Below are 18,061 nucleotides of genomic sequence, written 5' to 3' on the forward strand. Positions count from 1 at the left end.
CGCACAAAAAGTATACCCGCTTGCCGACCTGACGAAGTTAGTCATTGCTGGAAATTGAATCAACCAATGGTCTAAAATTTATGCTTTACGTTTTACGCATTACGCATTAAAAAAAGGAGATAAAAAATGAAGCAAAAATTAGTTCTGTTTATCAGTTTTGTGCTAGCAGTCGGTATCCTCACTGGCTGCGCCGAGAAAGAAGATAGAAACATCCTTGAAGCACGCGCAGCAATTGCGAAAGTGGATTACGCTGCCGCTCGGAGTGCCATAGAGACCGCGCCCAATCTTCCAGAAACGCAATCACTGCGAGCGTTACTTCAGCTACATAACGCTTCAGGATGGAGTACAGATGCCGCTGCTTGGCACGGAACCATCCAAAAGGTTGGTGACTATTTACAGCCACTCAATACGGATGTAAAAACATTGGAGACGCAGGAAGATCCGGACTCCGACGATCTCGATCGCTTAGAACGCCTCATCCGGTCCAGAAATTCGATTGCGGGTCTCCTTGCGAATGGGCTCGCTGCAGCCGCTGAAAAAAGTGCCAACCTCCCTTCAGAACTGGTCAATCAGCCTGACTCTGCTGCCATCATAGGACTCTTGGAGGCTGAGAAATGCTTTGACCCGATGGCTAGCGGTGCGGCAATGATGCTAATTCAGAAACTCGGCAATACACCGACAGTTTCTGGCTTGTTGATCAGCGCGACGCAGCACCCGGATGCCGATATTAGAAAGGGAGCCGTCAGGCATTTGGGGGATCTGGAAGACCCGAAACTAATTCCCACATTTGAATCGATCCTGAAAAATAAGAACGAATCTCCCTATGTGCTTTACAACGTAATCGTTGCACTGGAGAGGCTTAGGGAGGAACCAATCGTACCTGCCCTCAAACTAGCGACGCAGACCAATGCCGGGCAGGTGCGGATGCATGCAGCAAAATTAATTGGCCAACTCAAAGCGGAGGAAGCAATCCCCTCACTAATTCACCTGTTGGCGGACCTAGATGCTAATGTTAGACTTGCATCGATTAATGCACTGACAGAGATTGGTAATGTATCTATCGCACCTCTAATTGAAGTGCTCGACTCCGGTGCCCAGAATGTCCTTCCAGATGAGAATTCAACTGAGTTTCTCCAACTGACATCGGAGTACCAATACCTCGCAAACGCGTATATTGACCCAACTCGGCGTAAAAACCATCGCATTAACACACAAGCTGCCGCAGCACAGGCGCTCGGTGCATTAAAAGCCGAAGAGGCAATTCCCCGCCTGATTAGCTTACTCGATAATGATGATCTACGTGTGAGTGCAGGTGCTGCGTTACAAGCGATGAAGGGAGTTGCCATTCCGGGGCTTGTCGATGCCTTGAAGGATCCGAGGGATGATGTCAGGATTCGGAGCGCAGAGGTGCTAACGGGTATCGTCGATTTACGTTCGGTGGACGGCCTTAGTGAGGCGTTAATGACCGATGCTCGAAAAGATGTGAGAGCAGCAGCAGCCAAAACACTTGGTGTGTTAAGGGGACGTGGTACAGATAACATCGCACGTGATGCGCTGATTCAGGGACTGAAGCTGGATGACACAACCGCCGCCAATGCTGCCACCGCGCTCGGTGAAATCCAAATTGGTACTGATGAAGCAATTCAAGAACTGATTACAATGGCAATGGATAAGCGAGGGCGTGAAACCGTGCGGAATGCTGCGCTGTCCGCATTGACGAGACTCGCCGCTGCCCAAGCGGTGCAGCCGATGTTGCTCTTAATGTTGAGCGATGAAACTAGCCCTGCCCTCCGCAAAAGTGCTGTGGCTGCTTTGGGAGAAATCAAGGCGCCAGAATCCGTTCCCGCACTTGTGTGGGTTTTGGGGACACGCTATGAGGATATCAAAGACTTCCAAAGACACCTGAAAAGGCAGTACAACACCCTTGCACGACTGAAGGAAGCCATCACCAACTTAGGGGTTGAGTGGACGGGGGAGTATGCTCCACCCGACTACCGGACGTGGGGTGAGCTCAAACCAATTCCGAGTCTTGTTCGTAGTGAAGTTGCGCTCTCACTTGGCAAAATCAAAGGCGATGCAGTTGTGCAGCCGTTGATTGATGCGCTCAAAGAGGATGAACGCGCTGCTGTGCGTAAAAGTGCTGCCTTTGCTCTGGGAGATGTTGGAGGTGCACTGGTCGTCGATCCCTTGATCGAAGCACTTAGGAACGACAAACAAGGGATTGTACGTCAAGAAGCTGCAGTCGCTCTGGGTAAAATCAAAGGCGACAAAGTGATAGATCCTTTACTGACGACGCTGAAAAGAGATAAGTTTGAGGGAGCGCGCAAACAAGCAGCCATCGCGCTACGTGAGTTGCCGGCTGAACTTGCTGATGATGGACTAGTTGATGTTCTGAAAAAAGGATGGGGAACGTTTGAAGAAAAACAGGAAGTCCTATCTGTTCAGACTGAGGTGATTACATCCTTAACCAAACTTGGTAGAGCGGTGACAGCGAAATCTATTATAAATGCACTCAAATCCGTGGAGGATGACTGGACCCGATGGAAATTGGTGTTTGCGCTAGGCAGGCTTGAAGAAAACGAGGATTCACCTGTGGATGCAATGATTGCTGAGTTGGAACACCCAAACTATGTTGTTCGCAAGGAAGCAGTGCTTGGGCTTGGACTCAGCAAAGATCGGAAATCCCTTGAAATATTGACCCAAATCCTTGAGGGCAAAAATGAGTACAAGTCTATCCGTGCGAGTGCCGCAACAGCACTCGGTACGCTGCTTGATGAACGCGCAGCCCCATCACTCCTCGCTGCCTTAGATGACAAGCATATCGAAGTCCGAGCACAGGCTGTTACTGCGTTAGGTGCTATCAGAGAAGCTAGGGCAATCGATAAACTGGTTCAACTGTTTTACGCTCCTCTCGAAGATAAAACCGTAAAGGCCGCTTGCGTGACCGCACTTGGATTAATCGGAGGCGAAAAAGCCGAAGCGGTGCTTCTCGATATTTTGGAAACAGATACGGAAAGAGGAGATATTTTCACGAACGCGGTCACAGGACTCGGTGAGTTGAAGAGCACAAAAGCTGTGCCCGCACTGATTGAAATCCTCGAAGACCAAAGCCTAGAACTGGATGCCCGTTGGGATGCACTTGCGAAGCTTTCCGCTCGCGTGAAAGCCGCCATAGCACTTGCCAACATTAAAGACCAACGTGCTGCGGAAGCATTTGGAAGACGGCTCGTCGACGAATCCGAATATGTCATTGCGATAGTAGACAAAGATGGCAAAAAAATTCCGAAACACAACTGGGGTTGGGAAAACTTTGTAATAGCTACAAAACCATTTCAGCTGCCTGCGTTTGTTGCACCCAAGATGGTTCAGCGAATTGAAGATCCGCTGGAAGAGTGGCCCGTAAAGGCATACGCTGCGAATGCCCTCGCAAAATCCGATGATCCAGACGTTATACCGAGAATCAGAGAACTGCTCGCCGATCCAATCGTGCAGATTCGCCAACACACGGCACTCGGTGTCGGCGAAGGCAAGCTCAGTGAATTCAAGGATGATCTTGTCAAAAAGATGCTCGGTGATGGCGAAGCCAACGCTGATGTGCGACGATGGGCAACACAAGGACTGGGAGACCTCGGTGATCCGTCCGTTGTACCAGCCCTTGCAGAGACGCTCAACAATGATGTTAATGTTATAGCACTCCGTCAGGATGCAGCACTTGCCCTTGGGAAGATTGGGGATGATGCGGCAGTCGCTGCGCTATCTGCAAAGCTGGAAGCCCTTCAGGCGAGCCAGTCGGAGAAGAAGTTGCGGATCGACATCCTCAAAGCATTGGGCGAAGCGAAGAGCCAAAAAGCTGTGCCGGTTCTCAAGGCAGCTCTCGAAGATTCGGATGGGGACATCCACTTCTGGGCAGCGGATGCTTTATATAAAATCACAGGTGATGGGCATGGATATCACCGTGTGGGCTAGGCTGTAACTTTGCTTTGCTTGAATAGGGAACAAGGAACGGGTGAACGTACATGGTAATCCCCTCATTGAAGAGCTGCTGAAATCCAAAAAAGGATCCGTATTCCAAGAATTTCCGCGTGAATGGATGAATCGTCGCTGGAACGAATTGGAGCGTGCCGCTCGTGCAGGAGATAAAAGAGCTAGGAAAGCCAGAAAGCTCTTAACGGATTGACGTTTCGCTAAATGAATGGAAGGTTAGACGTGTCCTCTCCAGATTTAAAAGAAAAAGACATTCCTATCACCGAGCTTGTCCATTTATGGAAACACCGCGATTCCCTAGCAATGATGCCGCCGGAAGGGTGGGAAACCGTAATCTCGATTATCCAAAGATTGCTTCCTGAGTACGGTGTGCGAGATTTTACGAACCTAGAAAACGATCGCTGTTACGTGGTCGAAGTGTTGCTGCATCAAGGACAAACGGATTTTCTGGACGATGGCATAGACCTTTTAGCTCAGAACGGCGGGAAGGTGCGCGTCCTACAAGCCTTTGTCAGCCACATTGCCCCCTATTATTATCACTATGTGTGGGAGATGTTCACGAATGGTGCCGATGAGGAACTGATGTTTGTATATCCTAAAAAATCGCGGTTATTACAGAAAGAAAGGCAGATTGCGTTCCTCGTTGAGCGACTACTCAACAGTTTCGGCTATAAGCTGCTTTCTCCACGCGCAGCAGCGACGATTATTCCAGAGATCGAGACGGAGTGCCTCGAAAAAGGTGAGGTGGCAGTTTTTCATCTGTTATTTAGCGAGTTGTTTTCTGTACATTAGGCTATCTGAATCTGGGTTCGCAATCAGGGCAACACACCCATGCTATAGCCCGCTCAAACCAATGAAAGGAGTATAAAAAGGTGAAGTCAAACCCAAACCGGCTAATTGATCATTTCTTTCAAATGCAGGAAGAAATCGATCGTCTTTTCGATGATTTTATGGAGCCATCCCAGGATTTAACAACTGAGACAGCGCATTGGCGACCACCGATGGACATCTATGAGACGGTCGATAGTTTTGTTGTCAAGATTGAAATTGCGGGTATAGAACCGAGTGAAGATCTCAAAATCCAACTGAATCGAAATGTCTTGACCCTCAAAGGATACCGACAAGAGAGAACTGTCTTAAAAAAAGAACACTACCATCAAGCCGAATTAAACTACGGTCCCTTTGAGCGATCAATTGTGTTACCGAATATCTTGGCGGATGATGTGGAGCCGGTTGCAAATTATGCAAATGGCTTTCTTGAAATCCATATCCCAAAGGCACGGGTAAATAAACCAAAGGAGATTGTCGTCCAAGCCACGCAAGAGTTAGAGGTAGGAGCAACTGAAGACCCAGAACGAAAGGAGCTTGATGATGGCATCGAAAGATGAAAACAGACTAGAAACGAACGTTGAAGAACCGAAAGAAATGCCAATTATTCCTGTTCCGGGCGATCTGGTTATCTTTCCGTATATGCCGCCGGTCCCCCCGTTTCCGCCGCATCACGTTGTGTTATCGGGGGAGAGTATTACAGCGGCTGTCGATGAAGCACTAATTGATGGTTCGCGGCTGCTCTGCATCTTTAGGCTCCAGTCGGAGGAAGACAAACCGGCATTGACGGTTGAAGACTTTAATCCTGTTGGAACGCAGATTTATATTATTAAGTGTCGCAAAGAGGATGAAAATGTCCTGTTCCTCGCACAGGGACGTGCAAGGGTTCAGATTGAAGAGATTACGCAGACTGATCCATTTATCAAAGGGCGTGTGCAGATCATTGAAGAAAAAGAGGAAGAAAAGACCGTTGAAGTCGAAGCCTTGATGCGCAGCGCAGCTTCTCTATTCCAAAAGATCGTTGAGCTTTCATCACGATATCAGGAAGAGTTCAGCATTATCGCAGACAATATTGAGGAACCGGGGCGGCTCGCAGATTATATCGCCGCAACACTCGATCTCAAACCTGAAGATAAGCAGGTACTGTTGGAAGCCATCTCTCCCACAGATCGGTTAGCTCAATTAATCATCTCGCTCACTAAAGAACTAGACCTGCTGGAACTAGAAAGCAAGATTCAGTCTGATGCCCAAGGCGTGATTAACCAAGGGCAGCGCGAATACTTCCTCCGCGAACAGATGAAAGCCATCCAAAAGGAGCTCGGTGAGACTGATGATCTGTTGCTAGAGGTTGAGGAGATGCGTGAACAGATTGAAAAGGCAAATATGCCCGAAAAAGTGCACGCTGTCGCAGAAAAAGAACTCAATCGCCTCTCCAAAATGCACTCAGCCTCCCCAGAGTCAACCGTTTCTCGAAATTACCTTGATTGGCTCATCAATCTGCCTTGGGATGTCAGCACAGAGGATCATCTTGATATTGCTCACGCGAAACAGATCCTTGATGAAGATCACTATGATCTCGAAAAGGTCAAAGACCGTATTCTGGAATACCTTGCGGTGCGGATGCTCAAGGAGGATATGAAGGGTCCCATCCTCTGCTTTGTGGGACCACCGGGGGTCGGCAAAACCTCGTTGGGGGCATCAATCGCCAGAGCGATGGAGCGAAAATTTGTGCGAATCTCACTCGGTGGGGTTCACGACGAAGCGGAAATTCGGGGACACCGACGTACCTATATCGGCTCAATGCCGGGGCGTATCGTAAAGAGTCTACGTCAGGTGGGATCCAATAACCCGATTTTTATGTTGGACGAGATCGATAAGCTCGGTTCAGATTTCCGCGGCGACCCGGCTGCTGCGCTGCTTGAGGTGCTCGATCCAGAGCAAAACTTTGCTTTTGTGGACAACTACCTTGAAGTTGCCTTCGATCTCTCGAAGGTGATGTTCATTACCACAGCGAATCAGCTTCACACGATTCCTCCGGCTCTGCTTGACCGTCTCGAAATTCTCGAACTCCCCGGTTATACCGCCAACGAGAAATTGATGATCGCCAAGCAGTATCTCATCCCGCGCCAACTCGAAACGCACGGCATTGGAGAGGACGCGCTTTCAATTGCGGATGACGCGATTCATCAGGTGATCGACAAATATACCCGTGAGGCGGGTGTCCGAAATCTTGAGCGTGAGATGGGAGCGATCTGCCGAAAGGTTGCTCGCCAGATCGCCGAAGGAAAGGATACATCAACCGATGTGATCAGCGACGATGTGCCGGATTATCTAGGACCAGCCAAGTTCTTCTCTGAAATTGCTGAACGGAAGGAAGAGATTGGTGTGGTCACCGGTATGTCTGCCACCGCTTATGGAGGTGAGATCCTGTTTATCGAAGCAACCAGCATGGCCGGTGAGGGAAAACTACTGCTCACAGGTCAGCTCGGCGATGTGATGCAGGAATCCGCCCAAGCCGCGCTGAGTTATGTCAAGTCTCAATCAGGGGCGTTACATTTCGCCCCCGATTTCTTCCAAAAGCATGACATCCACGTTCATGTGCCAGCCGGGGCAAGTCCGAAAGATGGGCCCTCCGCCGGTATCACCATTGCCACAGCGCTCGCTTCCTTGGTGACGAGACATAGCGTCATCCCTGAAGTTGCAATGACCGGCGAAATTACGTTGCGGGGGCGTGTGCTACCGATTGGGGGCTTGAAGGAGAAAACCCTCGCTGCCAAACAGGCGGGGATTAAGACTGTTATCCTGCCTGAGCGCAACCAGAAAGATCTCGTTGAGGTGCCCGACGATGCGAAGGAGGGACTTGAGTTCATATTTGTTGGCCATGTGGATGAAGTCCTTGATCGGGCGCTCAAACCAGGAAACTAGCAACTCATGTTGATTCCTTATTTTCAGATGTTTCCAATAAATTTCTCAACCAAATAAAGGAGAATTCCTTATGGCAGTTAAGATAGAAAAGATGTTTGACTTTCCGGGCCCTCAACCAAACGGCATGCAAGCCACAGAGGAGGGAATCTGGTTTCTGGATCAGGTCTCAAATCAGGCACTCCTCGTCTCCTACGAAGGAGAAACCTTGAAGGCTATTGACACGGATTCCGAGCACGGAAGCGGTGTCACTGTGGACGGTACGAACCTTTGGCTCGCATCAACCTTTGTCCCCACGCGCATAGAAGCCGATGGACCGGCAATTCTAAAAGTTGACCCAGCAAATGGAAAAACCCTTGAGTCTTATCCGACAGAGGGTGCACAGAAGTCAGGGGCGCACGGATTGGAGTGGCGCGACGGGAAACTGTGGATGGCAGTGCCACCTTCAGCGACTGTTTACCAGTTAGATCCGGAGAACGATCTTGCTGTCCTACATTCTTTTCCGGCTCCCGGGGTCCGTCCGCATGGACTCGCGTGGGAGGGCGATGATCTCTGGTGCGTTGAGACAAACTACCGTGCCTTCTATCGCATGAGTCTCAAAGATGGCTCGACCCTTGATAAGATTGAGATTCCAGAACCACATCCAGAGCCGCACGGCATGACCCGTTGGGATGGGTGCTTCTGGTACTGTGATGCCGGATCCGGAGCAGTTTGTCGGGTGTCTCAATAGTCCGACAACTCGGACGTTTTTCTGAAATACGAGGTGACCGGATCGAATGAGAAAACAGGACGAAGACATCGATTTCTTACCGCCAATTAGAGAGTTTCCCGACAGAGGAACTAAGTGGTTACTGGAATTTGGTGAGAATGTGGAGGAGTTGCTACAAATCGTCGCGAGCGATTTAGCTGATCAACTTGATTTCAGCCAACTCCAACAGGTGAATCAAAGTTTTATCCCCGATAACCTGCGGAAACAAGAATCTGATGTCATCTATTTGGTCCCATTTCAATCTGAAGAATTGGGTAACGTGTGGGTCTATCTTCTTATTGAACACCAATCGGTGCCAAGTCCTGTGATGGGCTTTCGGATCTTGTTCTACATGGTCAATATTTGGGATGCCCAGCGGCGAGGGTGGGAGGATACTAAAGTCCCTGAAAGTAAGTGGCACTTTCGCCCAATTATTCCGATTGTGTTGTATACAGGGAGCCAAACGTGGGAGATGCCGATAACAATGGAGGTAGTCATAGACTTACCTCAAGCTTTAGGTCGATTTGTTCCTACGTTTGATGCCTTGTTCTTGAACGTTAAAGGAGAAGATAACCCAGACTTCCTCCACCAAGGCCACCCATTTCGCCTGTTGTTGGAGCTCATTCGCCAAGAAGATGCGACAAAAGCTAACTTTGAAGTTGTGTTAAGACAGATAGTACAGGTCTTGAAGGAGTTACCAGAAGAATCGCCCCAATGGTCGAGAGCGATATATTATTTGGTCTTGTTAATCTATCATAGGCGACCTACAGATGAACGTGAAGCCTTGATGGATATTGTTGCCCAAACCCTTGTAGAACGTAGGCGAATAGAGGAGGTACAAGACATGACACAAACAATTGCGGAATCCTTCATTCAAGAGGGTGAAGAAAGGGGCGAGAAGCGTGGCGAATTAAGGGCAAAGCGCGAAGCCGTTATCAAGCTGCTCCAACTTCGATTTGACTCCATTCCACCTTCCGTGATAAAGAAAATCAAATCCATCCGCCGCGTGGATCGGCTTAATACCCTGTTCGATCAGGCTGCAACTGCCCAGAGCATTTCGGAAATTGAGATCAATTGAAAGTGTATCAACATGAGAAAATCGTGTGAACCCCTATTGCGCGTTGACAACCTCAAAACCTACTTTCGTACTGCGGAAGGGCTTGCCCTCGCCGTTGATGGAGTGTCCTTTGAGATTCAGCATAACGAGATTTTTGCGATCGTTGGGGAATCCGGCTGCGGCAAGAGCGTGACGGCATTGTCAATTAGTCAGCTTGTGCCGCAGCCTGCGGGATTTATCGCCGGGGGTGAGATTCACTATAAAGGCAGGGAAATCACCCGATTGCCAGAGGTAGAAAAGCGAAAAATTCGTGGCAACGAGATTGCGATGATTTTCCAAGAGCCGATGACCAGTCTCAATCCTGTGTTTACCGTTGGGAATCAGATTCTGGAAGCGATTCAACAGCATCAAGAGATAGCCGGGAAAGCCGCGAAGGACGCCGCTATTGAGATGTTAGATCTCGTCGGCATCCCTGAGCCAGCACGGCGTTTCGAGGAATACCCCCACCAGCTTTCGGGTGGTATGAGACAGCGCGTGATGATAGCGATCGCGTTGTCGTGCCGCCCCGGCTTGCTGATCGCGGACGAACCGACGACCGCGTTAGATGTTACGATTCAGGCGCAGATTCTTGAACTGATTAAGCAGCTCCAACGCGAGTTTGGCATGGCGGTGCTGCTGATTACCCATGACCTCGGTGTTGTCTCCGAGATGGCGGATCGTGTTGCCGTCATGTACGCTGGCAAAATTGTCGAAACCAGCAACTGGGGGACGCTTTACCACGATCCCCACCATCCCTATACGACCAAGCTGCTTGACTCTCTGCCCTCGCGTCAAAAGCGCGGCGATTCCTTGCAAACCATTCAAGGACGGGTCCCGCAGGCGACGCAATACCCTGATGGGTGTCGTTTTGCGGATCGGTGTACCCAAGTCATGGACGGTTGTGATACCATCTTGCCGCCGTCAATTGAAATCGAGGCAGGACATCACGCCGCTTGCCATCTCTACAACCCCGATTTTAATCGCACCGACGATGCAGCAGACATTACTGCTGCCCCAACCTTAACCACTGTACCATCTTCTACCTCTTCCGAGCCAGACATCGCCGGCGAACCACTCATTCAGATGGACAACCTGCGTGTCCATTTTCCGATTGTAAAGGGCATACTCAAGCGGACAGTAGGTTATGTGTATGCGGTGGATGGGGTCAGCCTCACCATTCCTAAAGGGAAAACGCTCGCCCTCGTTGGGGAGTCCGGGTGCGGGAAAACGACGCTCGGCAAGGCGGTTCTTCGGCTTGGTGTTCCGATTCAAGGGGAAATCCATTACGATGACGTTGACCTTTCGCAGTTAAGCCGATCCGAACTTCACCCCTATCGACGACAGCTTCAGATCATCTTCCAAGACCCCTACTCATCGCTGAATCCGCGCGCGATGGTTGGGGGGGCGATTCAGGAGGGCATGATAGCCCACGGCATTGGCGCGAATCGTTCGGAACGGGAAGACCGTGTGCGCGAGCTGATGCAGCGTGTCGGTCTGTCCCCTGATATGGTCAATCGCTATCCTCATGAATTCTCCGGTGGGCAACGTCAACGGATCGGCATTGCCCGGTGTCTAGCTGTTGAACCCGAATTTATCGTTTGCGATGAGGCAACGAGCGCGCTGGATGTCTCCGTGCAGGCACAGATTTTGAACCTGCTCAAGGAACTTCAGGACGACTTGAATCTGACCTACCTGTTTATCACCCACAACCTCTCTGTCGTGGAGTATCTCGCGGACGAAGTAGCCGTGATGTATCTCGGTCGAATCGTTGAGCGGGGAACTACCGAAGAGATCTTTGATCAACCCAAGCACCCTTACACCCGTGCGCTGCTATCGGCTGTACCCAAAGTTGATCCGGAGACCGGCATCGAAAAGATTCAGCTTGAAGGGGATGTGCCATCTCCGATTAACCCACCGAAAGGCTGTCATTTTCATCCGCGTTGCCCTGAAGCGATGCCACATTGCAGCGAGGCGTACCCTGACGAAATCTCGTTCACGGAAACCCATTCGTGCCGATGTTACCTTTATGATATGGAGGATACAAACTGAGGCACAGCGAGTAAGCAGTGCGGATCTGAGATCTCCGGTGAGTACATAAAAAAAGGAGGAGACGAATTCTTACAAATCCATCTCCTCCTATTCTGCTTTGTGAAACAGCTTTTAATTATTCCTTTTAGTTCGATCGGTTTTCCAACGTGATGTATGCAGGATTTCCGTCCGGTCGCCTGACGTATAGCAGAATCTTCAATTTATCCTTAACTGCTTTAATCTGCTCACGATAGTCTTTCAGGTTCAAAATTTCTACCCCTTCAATCTCCTGAATCAGCGTCCCAACGCTAATCCCTGCTCTAGCGGCGGAGCTTCGTGGTTCAACCGCAGCGACTATCACGCCGGTTTCGCCTTCATAGCCATATCGTGCTGCTAGTTCGTCGGTCAAGCCCTGTACTCTAATGCCCGCAAGTGCTGTCGTGTCATCTTCATTGGGAATAAAGGGTTCGCCCCTACCCCTTAACCTTGCAAGCACTTCTTCAGTGCGCTTTTCAAGCTTGACCCGCAACACTCTCTCTTTCCCATCGCGAATCACTTTCACTTCAACTGTTTTACCGACACCTGTTGCGGCAACAACGTGCATGAGATGATTCGTATCGCGGATAGTCACCTTATCAAATTCGATAACCACATCTCCACGCCGGATGCCGGCTTTGTGTGCTGGCATCCCTTTGTGCGCTTCTGTAATCAAGGCGCCACGGGGTTCCCCAAGTTTTAACTTCTCTGCCAAGTCGTAGTTGATAGGCTGAAGTACAACACCCAGCCAGCCGCGCTCAACTTCTCCCTTCTCAATCAATTGGGTCATAATCCGTTTTGCGAGATTAATCGGGATGGCGAAACCAACGCCGGCATTGCTTTGTGAAAATCCACCGCCGGTGGCGATTGCCGTGTTAATGCCAATTAACTCACCACGGATGTTAATGAGCGCTCCACCGCTATTACCGCGGTTGATGGCGGCATCGGTTTGGATGAAGTCCGCATACTCGACGATGTTAATATCAGAAGCTGTGCGTCCTTTTGCACTGACCATCCCACGTGTTACTGTTTGGGCAAGTCCGAATGGGCTGCCGATGGCGATTACCCATTCTCCAGTTTGAAGTTCTTCCGAGTTGCCGAGGGGCAAGGCAGGTAAACCATCTCCATCAATCTTCAGAACGGCGAGATCAGTGCCTTGTCGACCCGCGTCTTTTCCGGCGACCTTCGCCCGATATTTGCGTCCGTTCGACAATACCACCGCAATATTCTCTGCGCCTTCAATGACGTGGTTGTTCGTTAAGATGTAACCGTCCTCACTGACAATGACACCGGATCCAAGTCCGCTCCGCACTTCTTCTTGCTCTTCAGGTTCGGCTTGATTTGGCGGTTCACGACGCTCCCGGGGACCGAACCAAAACTCGAATAAATCGTCACCGAAAAAATCAGAACGGCTCTGGCGTGCTGAGACCAAGCGGGTTGTCGTCACTTGCACAACAGCGGGTTTTGCACGATTTACCACTTCAATAAATGCGCGATTTGCCCGTTCCAAATATTCAAAGTCCTGATTAAAACTATCGCTGGTTTGACCAATTGCAGTCTGAGGGGTAAACGTCGGATTATCTGTGTTGATCGTTACACCCACTGCGATTATTAATGCTATAACTACGAGTGAAATTGTCCATTTGGTTGAATTTGGCTTAAACATTTTGGAGCCTCCTTTTCTGGTTCAAAACACACCATTATCTAAATGAAAGTTTCAAAGAAGTTCGGCACATTAGACATAAAAAAAGCGTCCTACGTTTAGACGCAAGACGCTTTTTTTCAAATCAGGTGGTTATTCAACACTGATTTGAATCTCTTTTGGTTCAACCTCTTTTACTTTTGGAATGGATACGGTCAACACACCGTGCGTGAATTTGGCTTTGATATCTTCAGGAGCCAAGTTCGCTGGTAATGTGAAAGACCGTTGGAACCGACCGTAACTTCGCTCAACGCGATGATACTTTTGGTCTTTATCTTCGCTTTCCTGCGTTTTTTCACCTCTGAGCGTGAGGACATCGTCCGTCACAGAGACCTGGACATCCTGCTCAGAAAGTCCCGGAATCTCGGCACGGATCTCAACGTGCTCATTTGCCTCTAAGATGTCAACGACTGGCAGCCAATCCAAACTCTCACCCTCTGCGCGATAGCGCGCAGGTCTGGTCCAGTTATCAAACAGTCGACTCATCTCATTGTGGATGCTAAAAAGATCTTGTATCGGTCTCGTGGCTAGACTTCTCATTTTTTGTTCCTCCTATTGTGTTGATTTGTGATTAGTCTTATGAGTATTGTTACTCGCACGATCCAATATAGAGCAAGTGTCATGCCAAACCCTGTTTCTGTTATAAACCAGAAGGGAGGAACATCGCCCAATCCCTGTTAAAACAAGGGTTTCAGCGGAGTTTGGGCGATGGGATCTATTATAAATCTGAAGGACTCGCGGGCAATTTTACCTGTTACTGTCTAATCACAGTGTGTCATTATGGCATAGTTTATGGTCGGGACATCGTGCGGCAATGATATGTCATTTTGACCTATTTCTCGGCACGATTGTTGCTGCGTCATACCAATCTTACACCAATCTGTTATTGATCTTATCAAGGCTTGAAACTTTCGCAGGTATCCCCGATACTAGGGTGCAACTTGATAATACATACAAGGGAGACTATCGGTGAGGAGATAGGCACGAAAATGCTTCCAATCCATTCTGTTGTGTGCGAAAATGGTTTCTCCATCAAGTCATTGAACTGAGAGGGAGCTTGTAATGAAACTGGTATTATTACTTTTCCTATTGATCGGACTTTTGCTTGCCGGTGAAGTATGGGAGACAGCTGCCCAATCACAGGAGGATCCGATTAGCGTTGTCGGCACCATCTTTATGCCTGTTCCCGATCACACAACCCCGCATGTCGCGGTGCTTGTCCAAGCCGTTAGAGATGGCGAGGTGGTTGACACAACGTTGAGCGACGAAGCGGGTAGGTTTTCGTTTGTCAACCTGAAACCGGGACAGTACCAGGTACGGTGTCAAACCCCGGCGGGGTATGTCTACCCGGTAGAAGGCGAAACGCATCAGGTTGCCGCTGGAGAAACGTACCAAGTTCATTTTCACATTGCCCCGTTTAAAAAAGGAACATGGAGACACTATAATACCCTTGATGGATTGGCGGATAACGATGTCAGTGCCATCTACCGAACCGCCGATGGTGTGATGTGGTTCGGGACCGACGGTGGCGGTGTTTCTGTATACGATGGTGAACAGTTCAACACCTTCACGACTCAGGACGGACTGGCGAGCAACTTCGTCCGTTCCATCTATAGCGCAGATGATACTACTATCTGGTTCGCAACTCAAGGCGGCGTATCTCGCTATGGCGGTGCCCGTGGGGATGACAAGATGACGTTCACTAGTCTGACGGAAAAAGAGGGGTTGGCACATAACGATGTCTACGCAATTTATCAGACGCTAAGTGGGGTACTGTGGTTTGGGACGGCAGGCGGCGTCTCCCGATACAACGGCAAAGAATTTGTCAATTTGACGGGGGAGGGATTAACACGCGACCATGTCTACGCTATCTGCCAAACTTCAGACGATGTGCTATGGTTTGGGACACACGGAAGCGGCGTATTTGGGTGCGATGGAGAGAAAATTGTCAAACGGTTGACGGAGGAAAATGGCTTGGTGGACAATCATGTTCATTCCATCTATGCCACTCCTGATAATAAACTATGGTTTGGTACTGACAGTGGTGTCTCTGTATACGATGGAAGCAGATTCGTCACGCATTTCACAGAGAAAGAGGGTTTAGTGGGCGGCCCTGTGTACGCCATTTGTCAGGACTCGGATGGCATGATATGGTTCAGCACGCCGGCGGGTGCGTCTCGGTACGATGAAAAGACAGTGGTCAACTTTACCACAGCAGATGGTCTGAAACATAACTCTGTTGCTATAATCTACCCCGCGCCTGATGGGAAGATATGGTTTGGGACGAACGGCGGTGGCGTTTCCACCTACGACGGGAAAGGATTTGTCAGCTTCACTACAGCAGATGGGCTCGCAAGTAATTGGATCCATGACATCCATCCAGTGCCAGAGGGGGCAATATGGTTTGGAACATCGGACGGGGCATCTCGATATGACCTTCAGCCGGTGCTGGGGACAGATGGAAGCAGGTTTGTTAATTTCACGACTCAGGACGGTTTGGCAAATAACACCGTACGGGCTATCCATCACGATGCGGCTGGGAAGATATGGTTTGGCACCGATAGCGGCGTATCTCAATACGATCCAACGCATCATGCTGACGGAAGACCGTTCGCTCATCTCACCACACAAGATGGTTTAATCAACGATACCGTGAGAGTCATTCACCACACATCCGATGGAAGGATGTGGTTTGGCACCGACGGGGGTGTCTCTGCGTATGACGGGGAACGGTTCGTCAATCTCACAGCGCGAGACGGATTGGTAGACAACCGCATACGCGCGATCCGTAGTACGCCCGATGGGATGCTGTGGTTTGGAACATACGGCGGTGTGTCTCGTTATCATCTCACAGCGCATGAAGATGAAAATCGGTTCGTCAACTTCACCAGTGCAGAAGGACTGCCGAGCCATTTCGTCTATGACCTCCTGCCTGCGCCCGATAATACGATATGGTTTGCGACGTATGGCGGCGTATCTCGATACAATACCTCCACTCCTTTGGGTCGAGTTTCATTTGTCAATTTTACAATCAAAGACGGACTGGTAGATAACGAGGTCAACGCCCTTCATCGGAGTGACGACGGAAGGATGTGGTTTGGCACCGATGGCGGTGTCTCTATTTACGATGGTATTGCGTGGAGTTCTTTGGATACATGGGAAGGATTGGTCGGTACCAATGTGACGACGATTTACGAAGACACAAGCGGATTCTTATGGTTTGGGACTACCGAAGGTGTAACACGTTATCGTCGAAGCACCGTGCCATCAACGGTTCGTATCGTAGCTGTAAACGTTGCATCCATGGGAGCCGATAAGCGATATGCACCTTCCGAGAGAATTCCATCCATCACCGCTGGCAGCTACGTCACCATTGAATATCAAGCTATCGACTTCAAAACTCACCCACAGAAGCGACAGTATAGCCACCGAATTCAAGAAAGTGACGGAGACGAACCCTCCGTTGCGCGTTCCTATCTCCCACCAACCAAAGAAACGGTGTTTGCGTGGACGCCCCAAAAAGCGGGTGTCTATATTTTTGAAGTGCAGGCAATTGATCGTGATTTGAACAACTCTGCCCTCGCAAGTGTGACCGTGAAAGTTGTGCCGCAATGGTATCTCAACGGCTGGATCGCTATTCCCTCAGTGACAGCGATTGCAGGGCTTCTCGTTTTGTTTGTTGTTTTCACTGGGCGTTACTATGCCAAGCACCGCGAGGCACAGCGCTTACGTGAGGAGATGTTGCAGCAGGAGCAGAGTGCCCGTGAACAGGCGGAAGGAAACGCCAATACGCTTCGTGGTCTAGCACATGCCGTTAAAAATCCGCTCGCAATCATCGAAGCCTGCTCGGACAATTTAGCAATGTTAGAGGAAACAGTACCTACGACAACGCATTCTAAAGATGCCACAAGCGAATTTTTGCAAAAGATTAGAGAGCAGGTAAATCACGCACGTCAGACGGTCAATCAGTTGCTTGAGGCAACAGCACAACCCGAATTTCGGCTTTTTGATCTGCGTCTTGAACTTGAAGTCCTGCTGCACGAAACACTGAGAAGAAATCCAGATTGGGAGCATAAAATCACGCTCACTAAACAGTGCGAGACAATACCCCACATCAATGGAGATGCGGATAAATTGCGGACGGGGTTTGAGAACCTTTTTATCAATGCGTGTGAAGCGATGGAGGAGACCGGGGGCACCCTAACCCTCCGAATGACCCGGGCGGTTCATGCCGTCCGAATTGATATACAAGATACCGGATGCGGTATTGACGCAGAAGCGTTGCAAAATGTCTTCAAGCCGCTGTATTCAACAAAAAAAGATAGAGGTGGTACCGGGTTAGGCACGTGGATTGCAAAGCAGATTATCAATGAACATCGTGGGCAGATTGATATTCGGTCAAAACCCGGTATTGGAACAACCATCTATGTGGAGTTGCCAATTTCTCCGGAGGAAGCAACTCCCTTTTCAGATGTGGATTGACAAGTTTGTAGTGAAAAAATTTGGCGATCGAATTTATTCGTTCCGTCAACGATAAGATATGCCTCCACAAAGTGAATGGCGCACTACTAGGGTACGAAATCATGCCAGATGAACCGGGAAAAATCCTCATCGTTGAGGATGAAAAAATCTATGCAGATGTGTATAGTGCAAGGCTAATTCCGATAGGATATCAGATTGAGATAGCAACGGATGTGTCAACTGCTTCTCAGAAACT

10 protein-coding genes are annotated in these 18,061 nt (G+C 49.5%); 8 read left to right on the top strand and 2 right to left on the bottom strand.

The features are described from left to right. Positions 1 to 126: 126 nt before the first annotated feature. The 7 genes from J4G02_08695 to J4G02_08725 all read left to right on the top strand — a co-directional run bounded on the left by J4G02_08695 (position 127) and on the right by J4G02_08725 (position 11,627). Positions 127 to 3,966 (top strand): HEAT repeat domain-containing protein, encoded by a 3,840-nt coding sequence (locus J4G02_08695; protein MCE2394649.1) that lies wholly within the window; start codon positions 127 to 129, stop codon positions 3,964 to 3,966. 240 nt (positions 3,967 to 4,206) lie between these two features. After that, complete coding sequence (locus tag J4G02_08700; protein MCE2394650.1) at positions 4,207 to 4,776, top strand: hypothetical protein; 570 nt, start codon at positions 4,207 to 4,209, stop codon at positions 4,774 to 4,776. 80 nt (positions 4,777 to 4,856) lie between these two features. Next, the gene (locus J4G02_08705) at positions 4,857 to 5,372 is read left to right on the top strand and encodes an Hsp20/alpha crystallin family protein (GenBank protein ID MCE2394651.1); all 516 of its coding nucleotides are present in this window, start codon (positions 4,857 to 4,859) and stop codon (positions 5,370 to 5,372) included. Continuing rightward, entirely contained in the window at positions 5,353 to 7,737 is a 2,385-nt protein-coding gene (gene lon, locus J4G02_08710) for an endopeptidase La (GenBank protein ID MCE2394652.1), read from the top strand. Before J4G02_08705 ends, lon begins: the two co-directional genes overlap by 20 nt. Before the next feature lie 70 nt (positions 7,738 to 7,807). Continuing rightward, on the top strand, positions 7,808 to 8,464 hold the full coding sequence (locus tag J4G02_08715) for a hypothetical protein (GenBank protein MCE2394653.1): 657 nt from the start codon (positions 7,808 to 7,810) through the stop codon (positions 8,462 to 8,464). 46 nt (positions 8,465 to 8,510) lie between these two features. After that, complete coding sequence (locus J4G02_08720) at positions 8,511 to 9,560, top strand: Rpn family recombination-promoting nuclease/putative transposase (protein ID MCE2394654.1); 1,050 nt, start codon at positions 8,511 to 8,513, stop codon at positions 9,558 to 9,560. Between the two features lie 12 nt (positions 9,561 to 9,572). After that, positions 9,573 to 11,627, top strand: coding sequence for a dipeptide ABC transporter ATP-binding protein (locus J4G02_08725; protein ID MCE2394655.1), 2,055 nt, complete (start codon positions 9,573 to 9,575; stop codon positions 11,625 to 11,627). 124 nt (positions 11,628 to 11,751) lie between these two features. Here the strand turns inward: J4G02_08725 and J4G02_08730 are convergent, their stop codons facing one another. Next, positions 11,752 to 13,308 carry a trypsin-like peptidase domain-containing protein gene (locus J4G02_08730; GenBank protein MCE2394656.1) on the bottom strand — a complete coding sequence of 519 codons (1,557 nt, stop codon included), beginning with the start codon at positions 13,306 to 13,308 and terminating at the stop codon, positions 11,752 to 11,754. Between the two features lie 129 nt (positions 13,309 to 13,437). Next, positions 13,438 to 13,884, bottom strand: a complete 447-nt coding sequence (locus J4G02_08735) for an Hsp20/alpha crystallin family protein (protein MCE2394657.1) — start codon at positions 13,882 to 13,884, stop codon at positions 13,438 to 13,440. Between the two features lie 522 nt (positions 13,885 to 14,406). Between J4G02_08735 and J4G02_08740 the strand changes: the two genes are divergently transcribed. Beyond that, positions 14,407 to 17,826: a hypothetical protein gene (locus J4G02_08740; protein MCE2394658.1), complete on the top strand. Its 3,420-nt coding sequence runs from the start codon at positions 14,407 to 14,409 to the stop codon at positions 17,824 to 17,826. Positions 17,827 to 18,061: the final 235 nt, after the last annotated feature.

This window comes from Candidatus Poribacteria bacterium (genome assembly GCA_021295755.1).
Taxonomy (GTDB): Bacteria; Poribacteria; WGA-4E; order WGA-4E; family PCPOR2b; genus PCPOR2b.